We start from the raw sequence: 26,387 nt of genomic DNA on the forward strand, positions 1-26,387 counted from the left end.
TGATGATCGTCATGCAAAAGTCAAACACTAAAGGAAAAACAGTATGAACCTCATGAATAAAGTGGCCCTCGTAACTGGGGCTTCGTCGGGCATAGGCGAAGCCACTGCGCAACGGCTGGCGAACGCTGGCTACAAGGTGTACGGCACCAGCCGACGCGGTGGCCAGGCGGGCCAGCGACCGTTCCAAATGCTGGCCCTGGATGTAACCAGCGACGAATCGGTCGATGCCGCAGTCGGGCAGCTGATGCAGCTGGAAGGCCGCATCGACCTGCTGGTCAACAACGCTGGCTTCGGAGTCGCTCCAGCCGGCGCGGAAGAGAGTTCGATTGCGCAGGCCCAGGCTATCTTCGACACCAACTTCTTCGGTATGGTACGGATGATCCGGTCCGTCGTAGCGCATATGCGTCGCCAGGGGAGTGGCCGCATCATCAACATCGGCTCCGTGGTGGGGTTCCTACCCGCACCATATATGGCGCTGTACTCCGCTACCAAGCACGCCGTCGCCGGCTATTCGGAATCGCTAGACCATGAGTTGCGCACGCTGGGCATTCGCGTCTCGGTGGTGGAGCCGCCCTATATCAACACGCCGTTCGAAGCGAATCTAATGCAACCCGATACACCGTTGGACATGTACCGCGAAATTCGCGCGGGCATGGAGCAGCGGCTCAAGGAAGGAATCGCGGGCGCAGACGGACCTGAGGTGGTGGCCGACATCGTGTTGAAGGCCGCCGAAGCGGTGCGTCCCAAGACCCACTACGCACCGGGCATGGCCAGCCGCTTGCGCCTGCTGCGCAGGTTTGCGCCGGCCAGCGTGCTGGACGCCGGAGTACGCAAAGACCTTCGGCTCGACGCATAGGCGGCTAGCCGTTTCGCACGCCGCTTTTGATAACGCTCTACACGATAAGGAGAACGATTTGAATACATACACAACCGTCAACATTGGCAAACGCGCGCTGGTGACCGGCGCATCCAGCGGCATTGGCGCGGCAATCGCGCGTGAGCTCGCGGCGCTTGGTGTTGATCTCGTGCTGACGGCGCGGCGCCGCGACGCACTTGATGCGGTCGCCGCGACCTGCAAGGGCGTGAAGGTCGAGATCGTTACCGCAGATCTCGGAAAGCCCGATGCCGCGCGCGCGCTCTGGGACGCCGCGATCGCCGGTGGCCCGATCGACATCCTGATCAATAACGCCGGATTCGGCTATTTCCGCCGGTTCGACGAGGTTGACTGGGCACGCGACGCGGAGCTCGTCCAACTCAACATGACCTCGCTCGTCCAGCTCGCGCGGTGCTTCGTCGACGCGCGCAAGGCAGGCACCGAGCCTGCACACATGGTGAACATCGCGTCGACCGGCGCGTACCAGTCAGTGCCGAACATGGCGCTGTACGCCGCGTCGAAGGCGTTCGTCCGCAACTTCAGCGAGGGCCTCCATGACGAGCACCGCGGCACGCCGCTATCGGTGACCTGCATCTGCCCTGGCGGCACCGAAACCGCGTTCCACGCCGCGTCCGGCGGGGGCGACTACTCGTGGATCGCGAACGCGTCGACGAAAAGCGCGGAGTTCGTGGCACACGCCGCGATCCTTGCGATGCTGCGCGGCAAGCGTACGGTTGTGCCCGGCCTGTTCAATAAACTGTCGTGCTTCGGTGTGCGCTTCTTGACGCGGCGGTTCGCGTCGCGGGTTGCGACTCAAGTGTTAGGTAAGCCCCGGTTAGCGCTGCCGGCGCGAAGAGCTACTTGAGAGAAGCGGGCAACTATCACAGAGAACCGCGAAGCGGAGCCAGCTCGAAAACTCAAGGAAGATTAAATCGTCTTCGGTAATCTCTTAGTGTTCTTGCTTTTTGCTAGGCTGCAAATATTCCGTCAATCCTTGGAACCACATCACCTCAACAAAGTCGCCACTGATTGTGAGATCTTCTTTATGCAACGCTGCCAGAAAGGCTTCTTTGCCATCCTTTGCGGAAAGTGTCGCAAAACCTCTGGCAGCATCTCTGAAGGACATGGTGAAATTTGGCGTCTTGGTAATTCCGGCGACAGAATTGACGGCGCCGTTCTCTATGGTGAAATAACGACCAACCCCTCCAATAGTTCTTATCTGGAATATCAGCCTCTTGCCTCGCACATACTTGGCGCACTCCGGGTTGTTTCTGATGGCCCTTTGCAATAACTTCGTTAGGACCCATAGTAAGAATTTAAACTTTAGCATGATTGTTTTTCCCTAATCCAAGTGCTATTAAAATGACTTGAGAAGGTGTTGAACATTTCTCGGTAGTTACTCTTCGAGAAACTGAATGGCGTGCTTCAAGAAGCGGTCAGGGTACTGGAATTGCGCCGCATGGCCAGCATCGGGATAAATGAATAACTGCGCATTCGGAATGTTCTGGGCCATGTACCAGGAATTAATTGTCGGAACCATCACGTCGTTCACGCCGTTAAGGATGAACGTCGGCTGTTTGATTTCGCGCAAGTGAGAAAAAGGCTCTTTGGGGTCGAGTTTCGGCAGGTAATACATGTTCGCCTCAATTTGAGCCTGTATTACTTTCGGGGAACTGGGAGGGTCTTGGTCTGCACGCTGATGACGGCGGGTCCAGAAGTCGCGCCCGGCCTTTTGCGCGGCCTCAGACCTACCGAAGAACAGGAACAAGAAATCCTCCACGGTCGGGACGGGGCGCGGAGCCGTCTCCAATACACCGGGCTCTGAATCCGGATTTCCGCCACGGGGACCAGTGCCGAGCAGCATGAGCTTGCGGACCAGGTCAGGATGACGTCGCGTCAAGTCTTGAGCCTGAAAGCCACCCAGGGAAAAACCTAAAACATCAACCTTGCGAAGACCGAGTGCTCGTATGACCGCTGCTGCATCGTCGGCCATATGCTCCATTCGAGTGCGCGGCTTGCCGGAAGAAGATGCAATACCGCGACCGTTATAAAGGATCACTTCGCGTCCCGCAGCCAGGCCGTCCGTCATGAGGGGATCCCAGTGATCCATGCCTCCGCGAAAATGTTGCAGAAAGAAAAGTGGCGGTTGATCTGTGGTGCTGTTGCCCCAACGACGATAGGCATATTTGTCGCCATCGACTTCCACGAAGCGAGTTGGCGCAGTGAAGTGTGTATCGGTCATGATGTAATCCTCTTGTTGACGATTGCTTTCGCGGATTAGTTGACTACTGGTGCATTTATGCAATAACGCTCTTCAGAGTCCTATTTAGCAAGGAAATCGAGAGCCTTCGGCACAAAGTCGGCATAACACTGAAACACTCCGCCATGGCCAGCATCGGGATAGATAATCAGAGTGCTATTCGGAAGGCGCCGAGCCAAGTCATACGTGTTCTTTGTTGGGACCATTCGATCGTTGTCTCCATTGGCGACGAGCACGGGAATTTTGATCACTGATAGGTCTGCAGGTTCTTTTTTCCCCCAGGCCTTCAGCGCCTTTAACTGCGCGAAATACGCGGAAAATGTGATTTCTTTGTCACGATTCTCCGAACGTTCCTTCAGGCGCGTTAGGAATGCCTTGCCGGCCGAGATCCCGTTAGGTGTGCGAGTGAAGAACAGATATTGCTTCGGATCCTGAAACGTAATGAGGCCGTGGAAAAGTTCGAAATTCGAGATCCGGGAAACATCGCTGATGCCCTCGCCACCGGCCGGACCGGTTCCAGCTAGAATCAGCTTGCCGACAATCTGCGGTTCTTTCAGCACAATTTCCTGGGCGATCATTCCGCCCATCGAGAAGCCGAAAATATCGACTTGCTTGAAGCCCATCGCTTTGATAAAAGTAGTGGCATCGTCCGCCATTTGTTCTATCGATTTTGACGGAGTGCCGGTGGAGGCCCCAATGCCTCGGTTGTCGAAAGCAATCACATGACGCTTCGCCGCAATACCATCCAGGACCCGAGGATCCCAGTTGTCCAGGACGGCAGCCAAGTGGCCAAGAAGCACCACCGGTGTCCCACCATTTTGCTTCCCAAGTTCCCGGTAAGCGAATTCAATTCCATCTGCTGCGATGGTTTGCGTTGGCACGTTTTTCCAGTTGACCTCCGACGCTTGGTCGACCGCCGGTTGGTTGATGTTCGCGCTAGCTGATGTTTCATTGCTCGTGCTCGTCGTCGGAGAATTGCCGTCAGACGAGACATTGCATTGAGCCGTTGCCGATGGGTTACTGTCGGACGAGCCTTCGCTTGCACGCGTTGCCGGCGAAATGAACTGTGCGGCTAGGGCGAACAGCAGGGCGTTGGTTTTCAGTAAATGACGCATTGTAAGAACCTCCAAGGTTGGTATTTCTAAATGAATGCGACTGCTTCCCTAGTCGCCTAAAATATTAAATATAAAATTCTGCGCCTATTGCGCGAAGCACTAATCTGTCATGCGCATTTCCACAGGTCCGTTTATGTTCGAGCTCGCAGGCGTCGGGTTCGATAGGCGCCCCAACCATTCATCGCAAGTGATTTCAGAAAGGCCCATAAACCGCTTTCGTTGGGGCGGGGCTCGGCGCCATTGGCGATGCGTTTTAGCTGCAGGGTGTACCAGAGGACTTCCATCAGGCCCAGTCGATCAATCTGCTTTATCCCCGTCTTGATCGGACGTACACGCTGCTTGCTGTCCCGCCCTTGCAACAACGCCATAGGGGCGTCAGGATCGATGACCATCAACCGCGCCATGCCGACGACGTCGACCGCCCCGGAGCGCAGTGCGGCGTTCATGCCGCTTGCGCTGCGGAAGCCTCCGGTGACCATTAGCGGCACCTTCACTGTGGCACGCACCTTCTCAGCAAATTCGATGAAGTAGGCTTCGCGCGCGAGGGTGGACGCCTTTTGTGGCTGGGCAACCCCTGTTTCGTAAGTCCCTCCCGATATTTCGATAAGGTCGATGCCGGCGTCGACTAGCGCCTGGACTGTCGCTAGCGACTCCTCTTCGGTAAATCCCCCTCGCTGGAAATCCGCCGAATTGAGCTTGATGGCGACCGGAAAGTCCGGGCTGACCTGCCGCCGAATCTCGGCGTAGACAGCCAGCACGAAGCGGCGCCGCTTTTCGGCGCTGCCACCCCATTCGTCATTGCGTTGATTGTGGTGTGGGGACAGGAATTGATTGATCAGATAACCATGCGCAGCGTGGATTTGCACGCCGCTGAAGCCGGCTTTCTTGCAGATGGCAGCACTGCGTCCGAAGCGTTGGATGATGTCGTTGATTTCAGCAGAAGTGGCCTCGCGCGGGGTCTCAAACAGCGCTGCCAGATCCTGGCTGAATGGCACTGCCGATGGCGCCAGATTGCTGACATTCAGACCTTTGGCCGACTGCTTGCCGGGATGGTTGAGCTGAACCCATATCGCGGCGCCCTGATCGGTCGCCGCGCGCGCCCATTGGCGCAGCAAAGGCAGATCGGCTTCATTCTCGATGACGACGTTGCCGGGCTCGCCGAGCGCCCGGCGGTCGATCATCACGTTCCCGGTGATGAGCAATCCAATGCCAGAAGAGGCCCAGCGCCGGTATAGCCGGATGAGATTCGGCGTCGGGTTGTTGGCATAAGTGGCCAGAGTCTCGCTCGTTGCCGCCTTCGCCAAACGGTTGCGGAGGACGTAGCCATTCTGCAGGAGCAGAGGCTGGGTCAACAAGTCGGTATCAGTAGAGGAAAAATCTGCCATGTTGGAACCTCATATGTTTCGGGGTGGCGCATTGCCAATCTGCTGCGCAAATATTCTGCCGCTCACAGTCAAAGCCAGTACTGTTGCAAGTAAAAGTTTGGTTTTCGCGTTCATTCTTCAATTGATAAAACGTCGAATTAAAGTATGATCGTAATTTAATGAAGCCAAAAAATAAGGCGCCCAAATATTCACAACTCTGGATCGGACACCAATAGGGTCCAGAGCGATTTCGCTATTTGCGAGTTTTATATACAAACTTCGCTAGCAACTGCTGTCGATCGCCAGCGCTAATTTATTCAATAACATCAAAACTATTTATTATTGCTGCCTTCGAACGATTGCGATTCCTGCCTCAATTCCCCCCTCAAGAATTTGGTCTGACATTGCTTTATCACTCACAGCGCGGGCGAGCTGCAAGGTTCCGACCATCATGCCGAAAAGTGCAGCTGCATCTTTGCGCTGCGTAATAGGGTCACGTCCAGGCAAATTATTGGCGATAAAATCGAGAAAATCGCCAATTTTGCGCGTGAACAAGTCGCGGGTCTCCTTGGGGTGACGGGCTATTTCGGCAACTAACGCAGCCGTTGGGCAACCTTCATCAGCGGCGTCGCGCGCCCCAGGGCTGAGATAGTCGCGAATCCCATGCTCCAACCCCAAACCTTCTGCTGACGCCGCAATCATCGCTTCAAGCCTGCGGTTTAACGTGTCGACGACAACCTCCTGGAGCAAATTTTCCTTCGACTTGAAGTGGACGTAAAAGGCGCCATTGGTAAGGTCAGCCTCCTGCATAATTCCGGCCAAGCCAACCGCCGCAATTCCCTCGCCACGGAAACGTCGCGAGGCGACTTCGAGAATGCGCGAGCGCGTCAATTCTTTTTGTCCTTTTACGTAACGCATGGAAGTTGTTCTTTCTCATTGAATTATCATCGTACGTTAAAAGTATACTCGTAATTTAATGGTAGTCAAGCTTTTTTGTGTGTCATAAATAAGGAGAGGGCATCTCATAAAACGGAAAAGTCGTACGTTAGTTGTGTACCGGTGAAGTAGGCGATGTTCGTTTGAAGTCTGTACCTATTTGCGCAGCCATATAGGTTTCCTCCATTGTTGGCTCGTTTGTGCGACGACAACCCGGACTGATAATTCAAAGTTCTTCGGGAAATTTGTTGCCGAACATGGGAAGGCCGCTCTTTGATTCCTCATGCGAAGCCTCGTCTTGAATGACGTCCCAATGCTCGACCAGAATGCCGTCGACGATGCGTAGAATGTCTGCCGCGATCCAGTTCTTCGGCCGGCCATGACCAGAAAATCGCCCGTGCACTATCACAAAATCGCCATCGGCCATTATCACGCCCGGTTCGTACTTCAACGTAGCTGGAGCGCTTTTGATGAGATTGAACAGGCCGTCGCGGCCGGGTTCAATATGAGCGCTATGCTGGATGTAATTGGGCGACCAATAGCGCTCACATGTCACGTAATCACGCTTGTTAAACAAGGTGTCGAATGCCTCAAGGACAAGTGCTTTATTTTTCGTTTCAATCGTTTCATTCATTTTGTTCTCCAAAATCACGGTTATGCTCTCAGCCGTAAAGATACCTGCACTGCTTATCAAAAAAAATCTTCGCAGACCACGCTGCAGTTTGATCTCAAGCCACATTGGGACGGCGACGATGTGCACAGAGGACTCAACTCGAAAGGAGATCGCCACAACGCATCATCGTCGCTCGCCACAGCGATCTCCGATCAATGTGGCGGTTGCTCCATCGTGTCGTTGAACTGAATTACAAGCGCAGCCTCGCCCGGTCCCGGGTTATTGCGCAGCGTCTTTGCGCCTTCCACCAATACCTCCTCCGTGTCTGTTCCAAGGACCTTGATGGTTTCGTCGATGAACTGCGCCAGAGGCATCGCCCGAGGTTCGTCATTACTATTCAGCAGGTCCGTTTGCACCCAGGGCGGAGCTAACTCCAGCACCTTCACCGAACTGTCTTTCAACTTGTAGCGCAGCGATTGGGTATACGAGTGTATGGCCGCCTTGGTGGAGGAATACACCGCCGTCATCGCCAGTGGCACAAACCCCAGTACCGACGATACATTGATGACAGTAGCCGCGTCCTGTTTCTTCAAGTGCTCGATCAGCGCCGACGTCATCCGGATCGGCCCCATCAGATTGGTGGTGATGGTCGACACCAGGAGACCTTCATCTATTGTGCTCGCGGCATCGTCGATCTGCATGATGCCGGCATTGTTGATCAGCACATTGAGCTTTGGGTGCTCTGCAATCAGTTTTGTTGCGACCGCTGCGATGCTGGCAGGATCCTCGACATTGAGTTCCACCGACTGCATGCCGGGATTCGCCTTGGTTACCTCACCCAGATGGCCCTTGCGCCGGCCGGAGATGATTACCTGGTTTCCCAGTTTGTGCAAAGCCTCTGCCAAGCCACGCCCAATTCCTGAACCACCACCGGTAATAAAGATAGTATTTCCACTCAGTTTCATTTTCTGTTCCTCTTGTTTGGTTTGTTTAAGTACAATTTGCAGCAGGGCGTGCTCTGGCCCGTTCGTCAAACAACCGGGGCGTTCCCAGTCGATCTTCCTACCGTCTCACGAATTCGTCATGTCGTTCCCCCTGTGATCTGTTGGAGTCATCAGTTGTGTTTAAGCGCCACTCAGGCCAACTCGACATTGAGTACATTCCGGCGGGTCGTACCCAATGTCAGTAATAAAGAAGAAGCGACGAATGTCGCCGCAACCAGGCCCAGGTTCGACACGCGGCTGTAAGCCAGGGTGAGGGAGCCAACCCCGGCGCCAAGTGAAAAGCCGAGATACATGAACGAGGCATTCAGCGAAAGGGCAATCGGTGCGACCTTGATCCCTGCTATGGCCATCAAGCGAGCTTGTTGGGCGGGATAAAAGGCCCACGCAGCTATTCCCCAAACGGCTACGGCAACGAACACAGGTGCAATCGCCATGGTTTGCGGAAGAAGATGAGCTGTTGCTGAGAGCATCAAAAAGGAAGCAGCCATAAAGAAGAGTGCAGGCAGAATGACGGAACGGAAGCCGAACTTGTCATTTGCCGTCCCGCCAAGCGCCACGCCTATCGCAGCAGCCACGCCCCACATAAACAACACGTAGCCAACGTGCTCGCCTTGAATGGCGGTCACCGTTTGAACAAACAGAGCGAGGTAGGTATAGACAGTGTATCCACCCATCGCCCAGAGCGTCGTGCCCAACAACGCCAGCAATACCGCCGGTTGCCGTGCGACGTTAATTCGCTCGCGCAGGCTGGCGACGGGTAGTCCAGCTCCAATGTTCCCTGGCAAGCCCAGACTAAGCCCTACGGTTGCGACAGCGGCGACCATGGCAAGGCCAACAAAAGTCATGCGCCATCCGAATTTGTTGGCGATGTAGGTTCCCAATGGAACGCCGAGAGCAATGGCAACCGTAAGTCCGCCATTGACGATAGCCAAAGCGCTTCCTCGTCGCTGCGGAGTAACCAGCGCTCCCGCGAGAGCATTCGCACTTGGAACGTACAAACCTGCCGCAAACGCAAGTAGAATGCGAGCGCCCATCAACGACCAATAACCGGTTGCGCTCCAGGCTAAGAGGTTAGTCAGCGTGAACGCGCACATGGAAAAGATAAGCAGCCTGCGGCGATTGATGCCGCCCGAAAGCGCCGTTAAGACCGGCGAACTAATTGCATATGCAAAAGCAAAGGCTGCCACAAGCTGTCCTGCGACCGAGACACTTACAGACAAGTCTGTGGCGATCGAAGGCAGTATCCCTGCAATCATGAACCCCTCGGCTCCGACAGCGAAAGTACCCAACGCCAGCAAGTAGAGTGGGGCATTCGTCGATATGGCGGAATTTTTAGCAGTCATGTAAATCTCCTATAATATGACCGGTCATCTTAAAAATGCCAGAAAAAAAAGCCTGTTTGCGACGGGGGGTCAGACCAGAATTTTATGAAACGTCACATCCATGAACGCATCAAATGCATCGCGACTCCGTTCAACTCTCGCCCTCAAGGTCGCTCCCTCCCACGCATTGAGCAAAAATCCCGCGAGTGTCTGCGCGCTCAGTTCACTCCCTATCGAGTGATCGGCTTGGCCGGCAGCAATGGTCGCCCCAATAGTGTTGGTCCAAGCTTCATACACTCGCGCTAACTCGCTTCTGATGATCGGACTTTGATCCGGCAGTTCAGCGCTAAAATTTCCGAGTAAGCAACCTTGTTCAAAGTCGCGGCTAACGATCATTTCATTGAGTCCAACAAAATACTGTCTCAACCGTTCCACTGGTGCGATTGACTGATCGCTCAATACATCTCGCAAGTTGCCGCGTGTTCCATAATAGGCCACGATCTCCGCTCCGAGCGCTTCCTTGCTCTCGAAGTGGTTGTAAAACGACCCCTTCGGTACACCGGCTGAAACAGTAATGTCTTGCACGCTGCAACCATTGAAACCCTTCTCAGGGAGGAGTTTTAATGCTGCTTCGAATATATGGTCGTGTACGTTTGGCTTTGGCATGAAAATATAATATGACCAGTCATCTCATTTGTCAAGCAAGACTCGTCAGATTTTTTATGATCGGGAAGCAGCAATGTATAGTCGATTCCGAGAGTCACTACAAAATGAAACAACTTGGCGTGCAGGAAGAGGATAGATGCGATTCTTTGATTGCCAATTGTTTAATATGTTCAATAAGCACACGGGGATCTTTCAATTATGCGACGGATAGGTTTTGTCCTCATACCGGGATTTCAGCTGATGTATATGGCCGCGCTCTCGGTCTTTGAATTTGCCAATATATCCGCAGGAAAGGAGCTCTATGAGATCGAGGTCCTTTCGGAAACGGGCGGGCTAATCCCCAGCTCTCATGGCATGATGGTCCAGACTGAACCCTTCGGGGAACCTACCTTTGACACGGTTATATTTGGCGGTGGAATGGCGACGTTTACCGCGACGCCTGGGCTGGTAGATTTTGCGGTGAAGGCCAGGGAATCTTCGCGCCGTGTGGCTTCGATATGCACCGGGGTATTTATTCTTGCGCAGGCCGGGATTCTGGACGGACGCCGCGCGACAACCCACTGGTTAGCAACCAGTGAACTCAAAGAAGGCTATCCCAAAATAAAGCTAGAGCCAGACCGGATTTTTACTATCGATGGCCCGGTCTGGACATCAGCCGGTATGAGTGCTGGGATCGACTTGGCGCTGGAAATGGTCGAAAAGGATTTCGGCCGGGATCTGGCGCGCTCCGTCGCGAAAAAGCTCGTGCTCTCCCATCGGCGTGCCGGCGGCCAGTTGCAACACTCCGAACTGCTGGATATGGATGCGAGGTCTGATCGCGTTCAAAGTTCGCTTGACTTTGCACGGCGCAATCTTAAGAAGACTTTAACCGTTGATGATCTGGCTGAAGCTGCGAATCTGAGCCGGCGCCAGTTTAGCAGGGTCTTCCACTCTGAAACGGGGCAGTCGCCGGCCAAGGCGATTGAACATCTGCGGGTTGAGGCGGCCCGCCTGATGTTGGAGCAAAGCAGGCACTCAATAGAAGTCATCGCTGCAGAGAATGGATTTGTGGACAGTGAGAGAATGCGGCGCGCCTTTTTGCGTATTTGCGGGCAGCCACCACAGGTTGTTCGACGCAACGCGCGCATGGCAACAGAAGAACAGAGCGATGCGTAGGCTGCTCACTGCACCGCGGCAAGAGCTCAAGCTGGTGGGAGGTAGTGTCCACCCCTATGCCATCGGCGTTTGTCCGGAAGGTGAGAGAGACATCGCCGCAGCCTACCGACAGTTTGCAGTTGATGAAAATGCCACCGTCTGGGGAGATCGGTCGTCAAATGGACGGCCAAGGGCGGCACCTATGTTGGCCTAAAACATAGGTGTTTTTGTCCCGCTGACGGGCTCCTCCACTCATACAATTGTTTGCAAAACAAAATTCGGATGCCGGCCAGGTGCTTCCGGCCGAATACCGCGCAATGTGCTGCATCTGCTAAGGAGCCTGCAATGCTGAAGGTTAACGGTGAGAGCAAGTCCGTCGAGGTGGACGGGGACACGCCGGTCCTCTGGGTCTTGCGTGATGTGCTAGGGATGACAGGCACCAAATTCGGTTGCGGCCTTGGCATGTGCGGGGCCTGCACGGTGCACATTGACGGCCTTGCGGTGCGCTCATGCATAACCACCGTTGACTCGGTCGCAGGCAAGAACATAAACACCATTGAGTCGCTTTCGGGAAATCGCATCGGTAGCGCTCTGCAAAAGGCTTGGCTTGAGCACGAGGTGCCGCAATGCGGCTATTGCCAATCCGGCCAGCTAATGTCCGCTGCGGCCTTGCTGGCCAAGAACAAGCAACCCAGCGATGCCGATATCGACGCGGCCATGGACGGCAATATCTGTCGATGCGGAACGTACCTGCGCATCCGGACGGCGATCAAGGATGCAGCCCGCTCGCTGTCTCAATCTGGGGAGAAGCAAGCATGATACTCGATCGCCTACTTAGCGATGCAGGTCCGGTCGTCTCGCGCCGAGAGTTCCTGAGAGTAGGAGCGACGCTGGGTGGCGGGTTGATGATCGGCATTGGCTACACTACGTCGGCGGACGCCATTGCGTCCGCCGAGCTGGCGGCGTTTTCACCCAACGCCTTCGTCAGTATCGAGCCCGACGGCCAGGTGACGGTGACTGTCGCCTATGTGGAAATGGGGCAGGGGACGTACACCAGCATTCCGATGCTGATCGCCGAGGAGCTTGAAATCGATCTGCCGTCCGTGCGGGTCGAACACGCGCCTGCCAGCGACAAGCTGTATGCCAACCCGATGTTCGGCTTCCAGTCCACCGGCAATTCCAACGCCATTCGTGGTGCCTATGAGCCCATGCGCCGTGCTGGTGCTGTGGCCCGCACGTTACTTATTCAAGCTGCAGCGAAACGATGGAGTGTTGCCCCAGAATCCTGCTATGCCGCGCGCGGAGAGGTGATTCATAGCGATAGCAAGCGAAGGTTGAGTTACGGTGCCTTGGTCGCCGATGCAGCCAAGCTGCCGCCGCCTAAAAATATAACGCTGAAGCCCAAGGATGAATTCAAACTCATCGGAACGCCGGCAAGACGCCTTGACCTTCCCATGAAGGTCAACGGCTCTGCGAAATATGGCATTGATGTCGTAGTGCCTGGAATGAAGGTGGCAACGCTCGCCCAATCCCCGGTCACCGGTGGAAAACTGCGTAATGCGAATGACGCTAAAGCGCTCGCGGTACGAGGCGTGCGACAAATTGTGCGCCTTGAAGACTGTGTGGCAGTTGTGGCAGACCACATGGGTGCCGCTCGCAAAGGACTCGCTGCATTGGCTATTGAGTGGGACGACGGGCCGAACGGAAAGGTTGATACGACCCAGATTGTGAAATCCATGCGGGAGGCATCCATGGGCCGCGCCGCGGTGGCACGCAGCGAAGGCGATTTCAGCGCCGCTCTGGCGGGCGCGACCATCCGCCTCGAAGCTACATACGAACTTCCTTTCCTTATCCATGCCTGCATGGAGCCACTGAACTGCACGGTTCACGTCCGGTCCGATAGCTGCGAAGTCTGGCTGGGAAGCCAGGTACTCACGCGTGCGCAGGCCGCGGCGGCGGCAGTAACGGGACTGCCGCTGGAAAAGGTGATTGTGCATAATCACCTCCTGGGTGGAGGTTTTGGACGTCGGCTCGAGTTTGACAGCGTTACGCGCGCAGTCCAGATTGCCCGGCACGTAGACGGTCCTGTTAAGGTCATATGGACGCGTGAAGAGGATGTCCAGCACGACATGTATCGCCCCTACTTTTTTGATCGCGTTAGCGCGGGACTTGACGTACAGGGGAGGCCGGTCGCTTGGCATCACCGCATCACTGGTTCGTCCATCATCAAGCGTTTTGCGCCGCCATATTACAAGGACGACTGGGATCCAGAGACAGTCGACGGCGCAGTGCAACCACCGTACGCGCTGCCCAATATTCTGGTTGACTACGTCAATCACGAGCCGCCCATACCCACTGCATTCTGGCGTGGTGTTGGGCCGACGCATAACATATTCGTCGTCGAAAGCTGCATCGATGAATTGGCGGCGGCGGCCAAGCAAGACCCGGTGGCATTCCGGGCGGCCTTGTTGGACCACAATCCCCGTGCAAAAGCAGTCCTGCTCTTGGCGGCGCAAAAGGCGGGCTGGGGCAGGAAGCTCCCCTCAGCCCATGGCCGTGGCATTTCGCTGCAGTACGCATTCGGCACCTACATGGCCCTGGTTGCGGAAGTGCAGATTGCAAAAGATCGGACTGTCGCCGTCAAGCGAGTTGTTTGCGCTGTGGACCCCGGCATTGTCGTAAATCCTAATACAGTTGAAGCGCAGGTGCAGAGCGCGGTGATCTTCGGGATTAGCGGCGTGCTCTTCGGCCAGGCGACGCTTAAGGATGGCCGAATTGAACAATCGAATTTCCATGATGTACGGGTGATTAGGATGAGCGAGGCACCTGTGATCGAGGCGCACATCGTCTCAAGCTCGGAGAATCCCGGAGGCATAGGAGAGGCCGGGACATCTGCGCTGGCGCCGGCTGTCACCAATGCGATCTTTGCGGCTACGGGCCAACGAATCCGAAAATTGCCGGTGAGTGCCAATGACTTGTCAAAGCCTTAGCGCAGCATGCCATGCCGGTCCAGCATACTCACGCCGAGCTTCATACGTTGATTGGAATAATGGCCCGAGACAAGGCCGCGCGAGCGCTCGCTCCATCAATCCGAGCTTATGTAGATCATATTGTATTGGCAAAGGATTCTGAGGCACCCCAATATGAATGCCAGAAATACACGCCATCGCGTCGGCTCTCGGAGAAATGGATTCTGGCCTGATGCTGGGTCCAGCAACTCATAAAGTGCCTCAATCGTACTGGCTCGATGTAGCGAAGTTTTTTGACATGGGTGGAGTCAGCTAGCTGCTCTGCAGCCATCGTCGCCCAAACGGCGGCCCAGTAGCGCGCGATGCCGTGCCGATCCACCAAGACCGGGCCACGTAGGCTTTGAGGCACTGAGGTGCCGGACAGTTGTATAAGCATCTCTGCATTATGTGAATTTGGGCAACACTGAAAAATACCATTTATGCTTGGCGTGTTGCTTTAAAAAGCTAGGAAATGCAACACCAAAATTACTACATCATGTTCGCATAATTTGTATTATGTCAAATGCGATCCGCAGGAAACGACGTCTATCGACGGTATTTACATGGCTTGAGCGCTCAAACGAAAAACCACATGGGCTAAACAGGCGCCATTACACAACCTTCCGTCCTTTTCTGCTTTGGCTTCCATCTCAGCAATTCGCTTATTGCTGGCCTCCACAAATGCCACCACGTCGTCAATTGAATCTGACGCACGCTCTGAAGTGCCGGCCAGGCTAACAAACGACTAAAAAACTCGCATCACCGCAGGACCTTAACTTAGAGCGTTCCTCCATACGCGTGAGAACTGGATCAACGCAACGGAAATCGTCCCCGTTACTGCTTAAAAAAACACGGGGCTTACGGGGCCTGAAACGGCAATTCTCGAAAAGCGCCTCGATTTGCCATGGCGTCGTAAAGCGCATGGTGTTCTGCCGTTCAAGTAATTCCACTCATGTCCTTGATCTTTTCAACTCACTTTTCATTAAAAGTAAACTTGTAGATAATTCTACTATTGTGTAGGATTATCTACATGAATACATATATCTCACTCATTACCAGCCTACCAACTGAGAACGCAACGGCTCGCATGCGTGCCTGGCGCGCACTCAAGGCAAGCGGCGCCGCCGTGCTGCGCGATGGCGTTTATCTGATGCCGGAGCGCGATACCTGCCGCAATACGTTGGAAATGGTCGCCGCTGACGTGCTGTCAGGTGGCGGCACCGCCTTTGTGCTGCGCGTTGAGGAACCCGATGACGCTAATTTCGTTGGCTTGTTCGACCGTAGCGAGGATTACGCGGCATTGCTGGCGGATGCCGTCAAGGTACGGGAAACACTCACGACCGACACGGTACTGGACACGCTTAAGCAGATTCGTAAGCTGCGCAAGACTTTTGCCAGCCTTGCCGATATCGACTTCTTTCCTGGTGAAGCGCATCGGCAAACCGATGCGACCCTGCAAGAACTAGAGCTCAGCGCAGCCCGCGTGCTAGCCCCGGACGAACCTCATCCAGTTAATGGAACGATCTCCCTTCTGGCCTTGAGCCAATATCAGGGACGTACTTGGGCAACTCGCCGCCGCCCTTGGGTGGATCGATTGGCCTGCGCCTGGCTAATCCGCCGCTTCATTGACCCGCAAGCCCGGCTGCTATGGCTGGCGTCCCCTGGCGACTGCCCCGCCGACGCCCTGGGTTTCGACTTCGACGGCGCGACCTTCAGTCACATTGGTAGCCGTGTCAGTTTCGAGGTGTTGTTGGCGAGCTTCGGCCTTGAGCAAGCAGCACTCAAGCGTCTTGGCGCATTGGTGCATTACCTCGATGTCGGCGGCGTACAACCACCTGAGTCCGTGGGAATTGAAAGTGTCCTGGCCGGGCTGCGTGAAGCCATCACCGATGACGATCAACTTCTGGCGACCGCCAGCAGCGTGTTTGATGGCCTGCTGAGTTCCTTCCAACAAGAAACCGTGCCGCACCAGGAATCGTAATCATGGACGAAACAAGCAAACCAACATACACCTTGTGGCAACTCATGCTGTACTTTCTGCGCCTGGGCACGTTTGGCTTTGGCGGACCGGTTGCACTGGTTGGCTATATGCATCGCGACCTGGTGGAGCGGCGTGGCTGGATCAGCGAATCCGACTACAAGGAAGGACTGGCGCTGGCGCAGATCGCCCCTGGCCCGCTGGCCGCACAGTTGGGAATCTATCTGGGATTCGTGCACTTTCGGATTCGCGGAGCGACCGTAGCAGGGCTTGCCTTCGTGCTGCCCTCATTCCTGATGGTGGTCGCCTTGGGGTGGGCCTACGTCGGGTTCGGCGGACTGGCCTGGATGCAATCCGTGTTCTACGGCGTGGGTGCTGCGGTGATCGGCATCATGGCCATCAGCGCGCATAAGCTGGCCAGCAAGAACATCGGTCGCGACAAACTGCTGTGGGGCATCTTCGTATTGTTGGCAACCGTGACTATCGTCACGCAGTCGGAGATTGCATTGCTGTTCATTGGCGCCGGCATCCTGGTCTGGCTGATCCGCTGCAAGCCCAAATTCGGCACGTCGAACCTGGCAGTGCTGCTACCTGCGCAATTACCGAATATTGCCCTGGCTTCTGCAACCGATGCCAATACGCTGATCCAGATCGCGCTGTTTTTTACCAAGGCGGGAGCCTTCGTGTTCGGCTCGGGCCTGGCCATCGTGCCTTTCCTCTATGGCGGCATCGTCACCGAACATCACTGGCTCAACGACAAACAGTTTGTCGATGCCGTGGCCGTTGCCATGATTACCCCCGGCCCGGTAGTTATTACTACAGGTTTCATCGGCTACCTGATCAGCGGTTTGCCTGGCGCCATCCTGGCAGCCGTGGCGACCTTCATTCCATGCTATCTGGTCACTGTGATCGCAGCTCCTTACTTCAAGAAGTACGGCAAGCTGCCGGCGCTGATCGCCTTCGTTGATGGCATCACGGCGGCGGCCATCGGCGCCATTGCTGGTTCGGTAGTGGTGATCGCGCAGAGGTCTATCACCGACATCCCGACAGCGCTGCTGGCGCTTGTGACCGCAGTGCTGCTGTGGAAATTCAAGAAACTGCCTGAACCCATTATCGTGATCGGCGCTGCGCTGATCGGGATAGTGATTTACCCCTTGATGCATCGCTGAACCAGTTCACTACCAGGAGTCAACTCAATGACCGAGCATCCCGATCTTCAACGTCGATCCTTGCTGTGCACCGCCGCCGTGACCGTGGCCGTGCTTGGTACGACCACGGCTGCCACCACCCAACCTCTTTTGGAGAAAGCCATCATGCCCACATTGCATGCCTTCGAGAGCCAGACAACGCTAAAGCCACTCGCTTTTGACCCCGCCAAATTGAGCGGCTTATCGGAACGCCTGATCCGCTCGCATTGGGAAAACAACTATGGCGGCTCGGTCAAGGCATTAGAGGTGGTAAAGAAACATCTAGCCGAAGCACTGGCTAACAAAGACACGCCGCCCTACATCTACAACGCCCTGAAGCGCGAGCATCTGCTACGGACTGGTTCGGTGGTGTTCCACGAGGATTACTTCGACAATCTGGGCGGTAACGGCCAAGCCGGCGCAACAGAACGTAAAGTGATTGCCGATGCTTTCGGCAGCTTCGATACCTGGGAAACCGAATTTCGTCGCATTGGCGCTGGCCTGGGCGGCGGTTCCGGCTGGGTGATGCTCGGCTTCAACACGCACACCCATCAACTAGAAAACTACTGGCTCGCGGACCACGCTCACGGACCAGCGGCAACCCTACCGCTGCTGGTCATGGACATGTACGAACACTCCTACCAGATGGACTACGGTGCGGCGGCGGCCAAGTACATCGACGCCTTCTTCAAGAATATCCAATGGGAGGTGGTTGCCCGTCGCATCGAGACCGCCCGGCAGGTGAGTCGAACATGAACCGCATCGTCGTTGCCGTGCTTACCGCGACCGCTGCTTACGCCGCCGGCGGTCAGGAATCGCAAGCGCAAACGGCAGCATCTGCGCCAGCGGGCTGGCAGTGCGGATCAACAGGTGGCGGTACGCCGAAGTGGGCATCGGAAGCCGCGCCATCCGGCAGGCGGGTATTGAAGCAGTCCGGCAACGCCCCCTTCCCTTGGTGCGTGAAGCCAGACATCATGCTTGCCGACGGCTTTGTGGAAGTGAAATTCATGCCGCTTGCTGGACGAGAAGACCAAGCTGGCGGCATAGTGTGGCGCTGGCAAGACGGCGACAATTACTACGTGGCGCGCGCCAACGCACTCGAAAACAACGCTTCCCTCTACTACACCTCTAGCGGCGTCCGTCACACTATCCAATACGTGGATGCGCCCGTTGCACCACATATGTGGCATCACCTGCGTGTTGATTTCAAGGGCGCGCACATCACGGTATTACTAGACGGCAAGCGCTATATCGAGACTGACGACAGCCACATTACCGCTGCTGGTCGAGTCGGAGTATGGACAAAGGCCGATAGCGTGACAGAGTTTGACGACTTTAAATCCGGGACGTTCGATGACCGAGCAAAGGTAACGAAATGATCTTCCGCATGAATGACCGGGATATTTTCAATGTAAACCCTGGCTCATGCCTCTTAACGTCATGAAAGGAGAAAGCCATGCAATGGATTACTCGCGAGCGCCCAAAGATCGACCGCGTCGCCTGCCCTTGGCTGGTAGTCCGCTTTATCGATGCGCAAGCCGAATTTCTATACGTTCCGCCCGGTGACGTGCTGCGCGTTGCCGGCGAGACCGGCGCGATTCCCTACGACATACCTGGCGTTGAACTGAGCCACGACGGCGAGTTGTGCAGCTTCGACGCCTTCCTCAAGAAATACCACCTCAATGATCCGGCATTGCAGCAGCTTGCTCTCATCGTGCGCGGAGCTGATACATCACGCCTTGACTTGACGCCGCAATCAGCTGGGCTATACGCGTTGTCGCTGGGGCTGTCGCAGAATTTCAGCGATGACCACGAGATGCTCAAGCATGGCATGGTGATGTACGACGCACTCTATGCATGGTGCAAGCATTGTCAAAGTGAAACACACAAATGGCCGCCGAAAATGTGACCCATGCTGGGGTTAACGTACTTTTGGTGCGGATTAATACGGAGCGCAACCAAAAATCGTTGAGCAACAACGAGCTACAAATCACCGCAACTTGAAATTCTGTGTGAACTGCAAATGATTGATTCGCCGATTAATTTCTTAGCTAACCACACCAAATTGCACCAAAAGTACGATAAGTTCCGTTAGCAGCGGCAACATTTGAATTTAGCGTTGCCAGTGTCATACTGGGCACAAACGAACGGAAACGATAACGGAACACGAGCGATGATGCCTATTGAGAACACCGAAGATCGCTATGGGGCGGTCGCGATTCTGCTCCACTGGTCGATGGCCTTGCTTATCATTGGACTTGCGGCATTGGGTCTTTACATGGTCGCACTGCCCGATGTCGGTTTCAATACGAAAAAGATCACGCTGATTCTCTATCATAAGGAGTTCGGCTTGCTGGTAATCGCTTTACTCGCAGTGCGCTTGGCTTGGCGTGTAACACATATACTGCCGCAACTGGTTGCGCAACTGCCTGATTGGCAAAAAATCGCCGCCCGATTTGTTCATCTTTCCTTTTACGCACTGATGTTCGCCTTACCGATGACTGGTTGGCTGATGTCTTCCGCCGCTGGCATCCCGGTATCGTTCCTGGGTCTATTCACGCTGCCTGACCTCCTTCCTCATGACGACTACCTGTTTCAGCGACTCATCGATATCCACAAATGGTTCGCTTACGTGCTTATCCTTTTCATATTCGTCCATGTGGGCGCAGCACTGAGGCATCATTTCGTATTCAAGGACGATACCTTACGCAAAATGCTACCCTAACGCGCTTTCTCGACCACGAATGTAGCGAGTTCCCGCAATACTTTTGCCGCAGCCTCGTTGGCCGCCACGACTCCTGCATAAGGGTTCTTTTCTCGCATCGCTTCGCGCACCGACACGTCCTTGGTCGCAATAACCTGATTCGTTGCCTCGCGACTCAAATAGAAGCGCATCGTGAACTGCAGCATCGCTGGGTCCGAAGTGAAGTCCTGCTTAAGCTCCAGGATTTCGGTGCGCAGCGCGAAAGTATGCCGACCGAAATAGGGAGGCGACAGAACCTCCCTGAAATAGTGCGTGTTCGAAATTGTCGCGACGATTAGGGGCAGAATCATCTGTGATGGTGTTTCCGCCCATTCATTCCGGCTGAAATACGCGATTTGATAAGCCAGGGTCGTATAGGCCATTTGCGTGGTGCCATAGATCGGATCGGTCTCTGGGACCAAGACCAACAGAGTCTCGGAGTGAGTCTGTTGCTTAGGCAGATCGAGCGGGATGCGGTTCAGCACATACTTCTTGGTGGAAATGTCAACCGGCGAAAACATGGTACAACCCGAAAATAGGACGACGCATAGTGCGACCAAAGCCGCCTTGGCCATATCGACCTTCATTTCTCTTCCCCGGGCCCAAGCCGTGGCGGCGTGGCGCCGCGAATCAAGATCGACGGGTCTCGATTGATCTTGGTCGCTACGCCAGTAAAGGAACTGGACAGGCCATCGAGGTTGGATAGTGTCTTGTGAGCTTCCGGCAAGATCTGCGTCTGGAGCGCTCTCACCGTCTCATGGCTCGAATCCAGCAGTGGCTCAAGACGATGACTCGCGCGCTCGGTATTAGCGACGATCGAGTTCAGCTTCTTGGTATTTGCCGCCAGTACCGTGGTCACTTGCTGCAGGCTGTCGACGGATTGTTTCAGCGATGCTACGGTCTTCTTGTCAAGTATCGATTGCAGCATTTCTGTGACTACTTGTACATTTTCGTTCACCTGATTCAGCGTCGTATCGAGCGTCATTGATTTCGACGGCGCGGTCGGTATTGTCGGATAAGATTCGCCTGGCCGTGTGACCAGTGGCCGCGCATCGGTGCCGACGTCTTCGATAGCAATGTAGACGTAGCCGGTAAACCCTCGCGTTGCGAGTCCACGGGAGGTAATTGTCGCGACACTGGCCGAAGTGATAGGAGCAGTCTTATCGATACTCAACAAAATGCGCACTGATTGCGGATGGACCAACTTGACGCTTTTCACCTTTCCTACATCGACCCCGTGGAATTCGACGGGAGCATCGGCAATGAGGCCGGAGACGGACTCCTGGGTAGAGATCTGATAGTTCACATAGCCGCTTACGGAAATAAAATACCAGATTGCCGCAGCGACAATCGAGACCAGCAAGAACGCCACGAACGCGAGTCTCGCTTTCATGTTGATATCGTTTTTCATCGCGCAACGCCTCCATGACCACCCCGAACTTCGCCGGCCAAGCGGGGGCTTGGGCCGGTGCCAGCCTGATCCGTCATCCCTGCAATTGCCACGCGATATTGGTACATAGCGTGTCCAAAACCGTTGCGCGACAATGCGTTACACATCACCGCCGCTTGAAATTCTGTGCGAACTGTAAGCGATTGATTTCTTATCTAACTGTATCATTCTGCACCAAAAGTACGATAACCTCGCTCGGCGGAGACGTACCCGGTGAGGTGCTGTCTACGCGAACGCCGCGCATGACCGATTAATGAAATGCCGGGCGCGCCGCAGCGAACCTCACACAACAAAACGGCTGCACATCGGGGCGCCGTCGCGCGAGCCCATTCCGTTCACTGATTTCCTTCTTGCTTCTCTTTGTCTTTCTCAGGCGGTCGGTGCAACTCGGGCGGCTTGCCCTGTTCGTGCGGAGAAGGTGCCGGCACTCCCTGCGGAGGTGGACCTTGCCGTACTTCCGGATGCGGCTGCTGGGGTGGCGGGGGCGCGGGTCGCGCACGTTCCTCTATGCGCGGCGGCGGTACGGGATGTTGCGGCTGAGGTAGACCCATTTCCTCTCTGGGACGCGGCACAGGCGGCAGTATGTTCTGCTGCGGTTGTGGCGCAATCGGTGGTCCTGGACGAACGCGCTCTTCCGCTTGGGGCGGGCGCGGTGCTTCGATTGGTCGCCCGGGTTGCGGCGGGACCAGGGTTGCGCCCGGCTTCACGCGCTCCTCGGCTTGCGGCACGCGTGGCACTTCGGGGGTCTTCATTGCCGGAGGCCGGCCCGGCGTCACAACCGGACGAGCGCGTTCTTCCGTTTGCAGGCCACGAGGCTCGGGTGGATGCGGGACTGCGCCCGGCGCGCCAGGACGGACTTGTTCGTCTGGGTGCAGCGGCGGAGGCAACACGTTGCTTGGCGTCCCTGCCGGGCCCTTGGGCGCAACAGCTTCAGGCGGTCGAGATGGCGCGCCGGCTGGAGGCTGATCTGGTGATTGTCCGGCTTGAGGCATGGCACGACCTTCCGGCGGACGTCCCGCGTTGGATTGCACGGCAGGCTGCGGATTACCCCCGTGTGGTGGCTGGATCATCCGCACTGGCGCTTGCGCGCCAGCGCTCGACGGCGCTATGCCAACCGGCGCTGCGGCGGGCTCAAGCGGCCTGACCTGAAATGGCTTGTCCGGTTGCTTCGCAATTTCCGCTTGACGCACCGCGAAGGAAGCCGGGCGTGGCGCGGGCGCATTGATTGCGACGACCGGACGACTGATCACCGTTGCCGGTGGCCGCACGGCGGCCGGCCCCGCGCTCAGACTTTGCCGGGCCGGTGCGATCGGCGCACCGCCATGGATGACCGGAGCACGCGCCAGTTCTTGCACGGCCGCCGTTTTCAGCATCGACGGCGCAACCAATCCGGATTGCGTGAACACCGCGCCGGAAACCACTGTCATGGCGGAAGGAACATTGCGGTTCGCATAATTGACGTTGGTGACGTTCGTTACATTGGTGATATTCGTGATGTTAGTGACGTTGGTGACGTTCGCCACATTGACTTGGCGCACGTAAGTTGGCGACACCGAGTACCACGGCACGTATGCTTCGCGGTAACCCAACGGGAACCAGCCCACTACCGGTCCGCTGGCGATTGAAATCGAGGCGCTGAAGCCAGAGCCGCCGACGAACGCTACCAGCGCGGGAGCATAGACTGGACGGGCTTGTATGTCTCCCGGGCACCAGCCCCAACGACCCTGTATGTAAGCCCAACGTCCGTAGTGGAACGGCGCGAAGCCCCACGGTGCGCTATCGACCCAGGTCCAGCCCCAAGGCTCGACCCACATCCAGCGTCCGTCGCGATAAGGCGCCCAGTCGACGGCGACGCGCGCAGGAAACCATACCGCGCCGTAAGTCGAAACCGTGGCCCAGGAGCCGTAGGTGTCGAGGTCTTCATAGCCGGTCATATCGTCCGGAACATAGTCCAACGAACGAACGCGATCCTGGCGTTGATCACGCGCCAGCCAAAAACGATCGAAGCTGTCCAAGGGCGGCAGCCGTGTCAGATTGTAGTCGGGGGAGTCGCTGAAGAGCGTGGCCTGCTGGTCGTCGTAGAGCAGGAAGTTCGCATCCGGCCCGCTCACTTCGACTTCTCCGAAACGCACACTGACTGCGGTTTGCCGTCCATTGGGATCGACGTCGATGCGGTAGTTGCCTGGTCGCTGCACAAGCACGGCGGCATTGGGCGTATCAATTTCGAACAAGTCATCGCGCGCGGCGTGCCGCACTCGAACATTGAGTGTGCCCTGGACTATGCGCAACTGCGTCGTGCGGCCGTCCAGATTCAACACATCGACGTTGGTGTTCGTTCCCAAACGTATGGCCGTGGACCCGATATGGACTTCGGCCCGTCCACCTTGGTCCGACCATAGACGATCGCCAATGGTAACCGGTCGGTTAATCGCCGCCAGCGACCATTCAGTATCGAGCCCAGCCGGCGCGAACGAAACCGGACCGGATATATAAGACAATCGCCCGACGCGTCCGGGCGGATCGGCTAGTGCCGACGGGCCGAACAGCACACCCGCAATGAATAGCAGACATGTGAGTGCAAATAGTTTTGCTTTCATGGCCGGCTCCTTTCGAAGGATCCGATGTGCAGAGTTATTGCAGCTGCGGCGCCGCATAAACTGGCTGCGAGTTGGCAATCAGCGATCCACTCGCCACGGCACCGAGAATTCCGGCCGCAAGAGCGACTCCAGTGCCGCGATCGCGATTGCGATGATCGTCTGCGAGGGCTGCAGTCGAGACCGACGCAGCAAGCACGCCAACGATAAACACTGCAGAAACTATTTTTTTCTAGCCATGATGAGGTCCATTTAATGCGCTAATAGCCTCGTGCCACAAATTAAATATAGGCCATTTCCAGTTTTCTCGACCTAATTGCATTAACTCGTTACAAATCTTACCATTTATCTGGTTTTTAAACGGGGGGCGATTTGACGGTAATCCTCCCACCAAATTATCGCCATCCTCAAGCAAGCCGAAGGCGGTTCGCCTGCCCCTGAACTTTGCCGTGAACACGGTATCAGCAATGCCACGTTTTACAAATGGCGTTCAAAGTTCGGCGGCATGGATGCGTCGCTGATGGCCCGCATGAAAGAACTGGAAGACGAAAACCGGCGTCTGAAGAAGATGTATGCCGAAGAACGGCTCAAGGCCGAGATCGTTGCCGGGGCCCTCACAAGAAAATGGTAGCGCCATCTCAACTGCGAGAGATGGCGCAGTGGGCTGTAGCCCAGCGTTCAGCCACCATTGGATTGGCATGCCAGGCATTCGGCATCAGTCAAACCTGCTATCGCTATCGCGCCAAGCTCGATGCGGAAAATGACGCCGTTGCCGACACGCCTTCTGCGAGTCGCTGCATGCGTAGACTTCTGTCCTTACTCATCACATTCTCCGTCTCATTCAGGCAACAATTTTCAAGTCAGGAAAAACCATCCCGCGAGCCCCAAGCCTGCTACTACGACGGAAATGATCAACGTCAACGTTAACTTGCCAGCCTCGATCTTGTCGGCGGTCCCGCTGTTGGCGAATATCAATCCCAGGACGACGAAAAGGAGTACGTCGGCCAGTCCGTGCGTAATCCAATGATGTCCGGTGAGGTGAGCCATGAAGGTATTGAGGGGAGCGTAGGCGTCCTTGAACCAGGCCAGGCTGGTGTTGAAGAGCACCGTGATGGCCGCCGCCAACGCCAGTGCGGATGACATGCCATCTAGTTTGCTTGTGGTCGTGTTCATTATTCGACTCCTTTGACACCAGTGTGGACGGCAGCCACCTTGACGCCGTAATTGATCAATGCGCCGGCGCCTTCAATCGAGAACGCCGACAAGGCAATCAGCGCAGTCACCACGAGCACCATTTTGCGCGCCGCTGTGTTCAAATACAGTTGGTCGCGCACCGCAAACGGCAAATAGAAGGCCAGGATCAGAGGGATGAAGAACAGGTGTTCCTTGGTTTCCATGAAGAAGTTGTGAGCCATCGGGAAAGGTCCTTTGAGGATCATGGCCTTTTCCGGCGCGTAGAAATTCACATACCAATAGCCGCCGAAGATCCACGCTAGGCCAATGAATATGGCCGCAGCGAGCGCGAATCCGCGAATGCGCGCCGCGTTGGCCTCGGACGCATTCAGTGTTTCTACGAACACCCATATTGCGGCCAGCATGCCCAAGATGCCGAAAGTCGGATGGATAAATAAGATCAAATCACTGAACGGAATCATGTCGCCCTCCTATTAATAAGTCCATTGAATAAGTCCATTGATAGGCAAGATACGCGGGGAATCGATTGGTCAGGGCCACGCTCTGTGCCCCCCCCTTATTGCACTCGCTTACCTACCGACTTCGCAAATGACTCTGCCTTCTATGAGGAATGACAACTTGATCCAAATCAATTTTTAGTAAGGTACTGTAAATGCCAAGTGCGTGTTGCCGCCGCGCCGCCGGAGCGAAGCTGAGGAAGGGACGTCGGCTGGGCTGCTTGTTGGGCTGCACTACTCTGCGGTAGTCGGGTCAATTACCGAGACGACTTCGGAGACCCTGTTTGCAGGGAACGCCACGATGGAATTCGTGCGATTTCGCAACATGACTCAACTTTTTGATCTGGCGCAAAATATTCGCCTTCCCTGGGCGCATAATTTTTATGTTTCCAATAATAGTTGGGTGGGCGCGCTGGAAATTGGCGCTCATCCTTTACGTTTTTCAGTG

25 protein-coding genes and 1 pseudogene are annotated in these 26,387 nt (G+C 55.7%); 12 read left to right on the top strand and 14 right to left on the bottom strand.

Going from position 1 to position 26,387, the window contains the following annotated elements:
* Nucleotides 1-43: 43 nt before the first annotated feature.
* Together BLV81_RS02480 and BLV81_RS02485 are read left to right on the top strand one after the other, a co-directional pair.
* A complete protein-coding gene (locus tag BLV81_RS02480; protein ID WP_092352055.1) occupies nucleotides 44-856 on the top strand; it encodes an oxidoreductase in 813 nt (270 codons plus the stop codon).
* Between the two features lie 58 nt (nucleotides 857-914).
* Nucleotides 915-1,739, top strand: a complete 825-nt coding sequence (locus BLV81_RS02485; RefSeq protein ID WP_092352057.1) for an SDR family NAD(P)-dependent oxidoreductase — start codon at nucleotides 915-917, stop codon at nucleotides 1,737-1,739.
* An 84-nt stretch (nucleotides 1,740-1,823) separates the two neighbouring features.
* Here the strand turns inward: BLV81_RS02485 and BLV81_RS02490 are convergent, their stop codons facing one another.
* The 9 genes from BLV81_RS02490 to BLV81_RS02530 form a co-directional block, all read right to left on the bottom strand.
* Nucleotides 1,824-2,204, bottom strand: a complete 381-nt coding sequence (locus BLV81_RS02490; protein WP_092352059.1) for a helicase — start codon at nucleotides 2,202-2,204, stop codon at nucleotides 1,824-1,826.
* A 66-nt stretch (nucleotides 2,205-2,270) separates the two neighbouring features.
* Nucleotides 2,271-3,116 carry an alpha/beta fold hydrolase gene (locus BLV81_RS02495; protein ID WP_218134238.1) on the bottom strand — a complete coding sequence of 282 codons (846 nt, stop codon included), beginning with the start codon at nucleotides 3,114-3,116 and terminating at the stop codon, nucleotides 2,271-2,273.
* 80 nt (nucleotides 3,117-3,196) lie between these two features.
* Nucleotides 3,197-4,063, bottom strand: coding sequence for an alpha/beta fold hydrolase (locus BLV81_RS02500; RefSeq protein WP_369823790.1), 867 nt, complete (start codon nucleotides 4,061-4,063; stop codon nucleotides 3,197-3,199).
* A gap of 317 nt (nucleotides 4,064-4,380) precedes the next feature.
* Nucleotides 4,381-5,634 (bottom strand): NADH:flavin oxidoreductase/NADH oxidase family protein, encoded by a 1,254-nt coding sequence (locus tag BLV81_RS02505; protein WP_092352063.1) that lies wholly within the window; start codon nucleotides 5,632-5,634, stop codon nucleotides 4,381-4,383.
* Between the two features lie 318 nt (nucleotides 5,635-5,952).
* Nucleotides 5,953-6,531, bottom strand: a complete 579-nt coding sequence (locus BLV81_RS02510) for a TetR/AcrR family transcriptional regulator (RefSeq protein ID WP_092352065.1) — start codon at nucleotides 6,529-6,531, stop codon at nucleotides 5,953-5,955.
* 244 nt (nucleotides 6,532-6,775) lie between these two features.
* Nucleotides 6,776-7,183 (bottom strand): nuclear transport factor 2 family protein, encoded by a 408-nt coding sequence (locus BLV81_RS02515; RefSeq protein ID WP_092352356.1) that lies wholly within the window; start codon nucleotides 7,181-7,183, stop codon nucleotides 6,776-6,778.
* Between the two features lie 191 nt (nucleotides 7,184-7,374).
* Complete coding sequence (locus BLV81_RS02520) at nucleotides 7,375-8,127, bottom strand: SDR family oxidoreductase (protein ID WP_092352067.1); 753 nt, start codon at nucleotides 8,125-8,127, stop codon at nucleotides 7,375-7,377.
* A gap of 170 nt (nucleotides 8,128-8,297) precedes the next feature.
* Nucleotides 8,298-9,509, bottom strand: a complete 1,212-nt coding sequence (locus BLV81_RS02525; protein WP_092352069.1) for an MFS transporter — start codon at nucleotides 9,507-9,509, stop codon at nucleotides 8,298-8,300.
* A 69-nt stretch (nucleotides 9,510-9,578) separates the two neighbouring features.
* The gene (locus BLV81_RS02530; RefSeq protein WP_092352071.1) at nucleotides 9,579-10,154 is read right to left on the bottom strand and encodes a TetR/AcrR family transcriptional regulator; all 576 of its coding nucleotides are present in this window, start codon (nucleotides 10,152-10,154) and stop codon (nucleotides 9,579-9,581) included.
* Between the two features lie 198 nt (nucleotides 10,155-10,352).
* On the opposite strand from BLV81_RS02530, the gene BLV81_RS02535 reads away from it, so the two are divergent.
* The 9 genes from BLV81_RS02535 (at nucleotide 10,353) to BLV81_RS02575 (ending at nucleotide 20,186) form a co-directional block, all read left to right on the top strand.
* Nucleotides 10,353-11,309: a GlxA family transcriptional regulator gene (locus BLV81_RS02535; protein ID WP_092352073.1), complete on the top strand. Its 957-nt coding sequence runs from the start codon at nucleotides 10,353-10,355 to the stop codon at nucleotides 11,307-11,309.
* A 324-nt stretch (nucleotides 11,310-11,633) separates the two neighbouring features.
* Nucleotides 11,634-12,107 (top strand): (2Fe-2S)-binding protein, encoded by a 474-nt coding sequence (locus BLV81_RS02540; protein WP_092352075.1) that lies wholly within the window; start codon nucleotides 11,634-11,636, stop codon nucleotides 12,105-12,107.
* The gene (locus tag BLV81_RS02545; RefSeq protein WP_092352077.1) at nucleotides 12,104-14,278 is read left to right on the top strand and encodes a xanthine dehydrogenase family protein molybdopterin-binding subunit; all 2,175 of its coding nucleotides are present in this window, start codon (nucleotides 12,104-12,106) and stop codon (nucleotides 14,276-14,278) included. Before BLV81_RS02540 ends, BLV81_RS02545 begins: the two co-directional genes overlap by 4 nt.
* 1,048 nt (nucleotides 14,279-15,326) lie before the next feature.
* Nucleotides 15,327-16,277, top strand: coding sequence for a chromate resistance protein ChrB domain-containing protein (locus tag BLV81_RS02550; protein WP_092352079.1), 951 nt, complete (start codon nucleotides 15,327-15,329; stop codon nucleotides 16,275-16,277).
* A gap of 2 nt (nucleotides 16,278-16,279) precedes the next feature.
* Nucleotides 16,280-17,443, top strand: a complete 1,164-nt coding sequence (locus BLV81_RS02555) for a chromate transporter (RefSeq protein ID WP_092352081.1) — start codon at nucleotides 16,280-16,282, stop codon at nucleotides 17,441-17,443.
* A 144-nt stretch (nucleotides 17,444-17,587) separates the two neighbouring features.
* Nucleotides 17,588-18,217, top strand: coding sequence for a superoxide dismutase (locus BLV81_RS02560; protein WP_176992722.1), 630 nt, complete (start codon nucleotides 17,588-17,590; stop codon nucleotides 18,215-18,217).
* Nucleotides 18,214-18,840: a LamG domain-containing protein gene (locus tag BLV81_RS02565; protein WP_092352085.1), complete on the top strand. Its 627-nt coding sequence runs from the start codon at nucleotides 18,214-18,216 to the stop codon at nucleotides 18,838-18,840. Before BLV81_RS02560 ends, BLV81_RS02565 begins: the two co-directional genes overlap by 4 nt.
* Nucleotides 18,841-18,917: 77 nt before the next feature.
* Nucleotides 18,918-19,370: a chromate resistance protein ChrB domain-containing protein gene (locus tag BLV81_RS02570; protein ID WP_092352087.1), complete on the top strand. Its 453-nt coding sequence runs from the start codon at nucleotides 18,918-18,920 to the stop codon at nucleotides 19,368-19,370.
* A 264-nt stretch (nucleotides 19,371-19,634) separates the two neighbouring features.
* Nucleotides 19,635-20,186, top strand: coding sequence for a cytochrome b (locus tag BLV81_RS02575; RefSeq protein ID WP_092352089.1), 552 nt, complete (start codon nucleotides 19,635-19,637; stop codon nucleotides 20,184-20,186).
* Here BLV81_RS02575 and BLV81_RS02580 read toward each other — a convergent pair.
* From BLV81_RS02580 to BLV81_RS02590, 3 genes are all read right to left on the bottom strand, one after another.
* A complete protein-coding gene (locus BLV81_RS02580; RefSeq protein ID WP_092352091.1) occupies nucleotides 20,183-20,791 on the bottom strand; it encodes an ABC-type transport auxiliary lipoprotein family protein in 609 nt (202 codons plus the stop codon). The genes BLV81_RS02575 and BLV81_RS02580 overlap by 4 nt on opposite strands.
* Nucleotides 20,788-21,597, bottom strand: coding sequence for an MlaD family protein (locus BLV81_RS02585; RefSeq protein WP_255364886.1), 810 nt, complete (start codon nucleotides 21,595-21,597; stop codon nucleotides 20,788-20,790). The genes BLV81_RS02580 and BLV81_RS02585 overlap by 4 nt, the downstream gene beginning before the upstream one ends.
* A gap of 392 nt (nucleotides 21,598-21,989) precedes the next feature.
* Entirely contained in the window at nucleotides 21,990-24,308 is a 2,319-nt protein-coding gene (locus tag BLV81_RS02590) for a DUF6600 domain-containing protein (protein WP_092352095.1), read from the bottom strand.
* 334 nt (nucleotides 24,309-24,642) lie between these two features.
* Here BLV81_RS02590 and BLV81_RS02595 point away from each other — a divergent pair.
* Nucleotides 24,643-25,025, top strand: a pseudogene (locus tag BLV81_RS02595) (transposase); the annotation flags it as partial.
* 78 nt (nucleotides 25,026-25,103) lie between these two features.
* Here BLV81_RS02595 and BLV81_RS23455 read toward each other — a convergent pair.
* Nucleotides 25,104-25,421, bottom strand: a complete 318-nt coding sequence (locus BLV81_RS23455; RefSeq protein WP_143036249.1) for a hypothetical protein — start codon at nucleotides 25,419-25,421, stop codon at nucleotides 25,104-25,106.
* Nucleotides 25,421-25,903: a hypothetical protein gene (locus BLV81_RS02600; RefSeq protein WP_092352097.1), complete on the bottom strand. Its 483-nt coding sequence runs from the start codon at nucleotides 25,901-25,903 to the stop codon at nucleotides 25,421-25,423. The genes BLV81_RS23455 and BLV81_RS02600 overlap by 1 nt, the downstream gene beginning before the upstream one ends.
* Between the last annotated feature and the right edge of the window lie 484 nt (nucleotides 25,904-26,387).

Source organism: Collimonas sp. OK242, assembly GCF_900107095.1.
Lineage (GTDB): Bacteria > Pseudomonadota > Gammaproteobacteria > Burkholderiales > Burkholderiaceae_D > Collimonas.

Excerpts from the sequence above, each read along its gene's own strand:
- BLV81_RS02480 (WP_092352055.1), top strand. The coding sequence starts at position 44 with ATGAACCTCATGAATAAAGTGGCCCTCGTAACTGGGGCTTCGTCGGGC.
- BLV81_RS02490 (WP_092352059.1), bottom strand. The coding sequence starts at position 2,204 with ATGCTAAAGTTTAAATTCTTACTATGGGTCCTAACGAAGTTATTGCAA.
- BLV81_RS02495 (WP_218134238.1), bottom strand. The coding sequence starts at position 3,116 with ATGACCGATACACACTTCACTGCGCCAACTCGCTTCGTGGAAGTCGAT.
- BLV81_RS02505 (WP_092352063.1), bottom strand. The coding sequence starts at position 5,634 with ATGGCAGATTTTTCCTCTACTGATACCGACTTGTTGACCCAGCCTCTG.
- BLV81_RS02510 (WP_092352065.1), bottom strand. The coding sequence starts at position 6,531 with ATGCGTTACGTAAAAGGACAAAAAGAATTGACGCGCTCGCGCATTCTC.
- BLV81_RS02515 (WP_092352356.1), bottom strand. The coding sequence starts at position 7,183 with ATGAATGAAACGATTGAAACGAAAAATAAAGCACTTGTCCTTGAGGCA.
- BLV81_RS02520 (WP_092352067.1), bottom strand. The coding sequence starts at position 8,127 with ATGAAACTGAGTGGAAATACTATCTTTATTACCGGTGGTGGTTCAGGA.
- BLV81_RS02525 (WP_092352069.1), bottom strand. The coding sequence starts at position 9,509 with ATGACTGCTAAAAATTCCGCCATATCGACGAATGCCCCACTCTACTTG.
- BLV81_RS02530 (WP_092352071.1), bottom strand. The coding sequence starts at position 10,154 with ATGCCAAAGCCAAACGTACACGACCATATATTCGAAGCAGCATTAAAA.
- BLV81_RS02535 (WP_092352073.1), top strand. The coding sequence starts at position 10,353 with ATGCGACGGATAGGTTTTGTCCTCATACCGGGATTTCAGCTGATGTAT.
- BLV81_RS02540 (WP_092352075.1), top strand. The coding sequence starts at position 11,634 with ATGCTGAAGGTTAACGGTGAGAGCAAGTCCGTCGAGGTGGACGGGGAC.
- BLV81_RS02545 (WP_092352077.1), top strand. The coding sequence starts at position 12,104 with ATGATACTCGATCGCCTACTTAGCGATGCAGGTCCGGTCGTCTCGCGC.
- BLV81_RS02550 (WP_092352079.1), top strand. The coding sequence starts at position 15,327 with ATGAATACATATATCTCACTCATTACCAGCCTACCAACTGAGAACGCA.
- BLV81_RS02555 (WP_092352081.1), top strand. The coding sequence starts at position 16,280 with ATGGACGAAACAAGCAAACCAACATACACCTTGTGGCAACTCATGCTG.
- BLV81_RS02560 (WP_176992722.1), top strand. The coding sequence starts at position 17,588 with ATGCCCACATTGCATGCCTTCGAGAGCCAGACAACGCTAAAGCCACTC.
- BLV81_RS02565 (WP_092352085.1), top strand. The coding sequence starts at position 18,214 with ATGAACCGCATCGTCGTTGCCGTGCTTACCGCGACCGCTGCTTACGCC.
- BLV81_RS02570 (WP_092352087.1), top strand. The coding sequence starts at position 18,918 with ATGCAATGGATTACTCGCGAGCGCCCAAAGATCGACCGCGTCGCCTGC.
- BLV81_RS02575 (WP_092352089.1), top strand. The coding sequence starts at position 19,635 with ATGATGCCTATTGAGAACACCGAAGATCGCTATGGGGCGGTCGCGATT.
- BLV81_RS02580 (WP_092352091.1), bottom strand. The coding sequence starts at position 20,791 with ATGAAGGTCGATATGGCCAAGGCGGCTTTGGTCGCACTATGCGTCGTC.
- BLV81_RS02585 (WP_255364886.1), bottom strand. The coding sequence starts at position 21,597 with ATGAAAGCGAGACTCGCGTTCGTGGCGTTCTTGCTGGTCTCGATTGTC.
- BLV81_RS02590 (WP_092352095.1), bottom strand. The coding sequence starts at position 24,308 with ATGCGGCGCCGCAGCTGCAATAACTCTGCACATCGGATCCTTCGAAAG.
- BLV81_RS23455 (WP_143036249.1), bottom strand. The coding sequence starts at position 25,421 with ATGAACACGACCACAAGCAAACTAGATGGCATGTCATCCGCACTGGCG.
- BLV81_RS02600 (WP_092352097.1), bottom strand. The coding sequence starts at position 25,903 with ATGATTCCGTTCAGTGATTTGATCTTATTTATCCATCCGACTTTCGGC.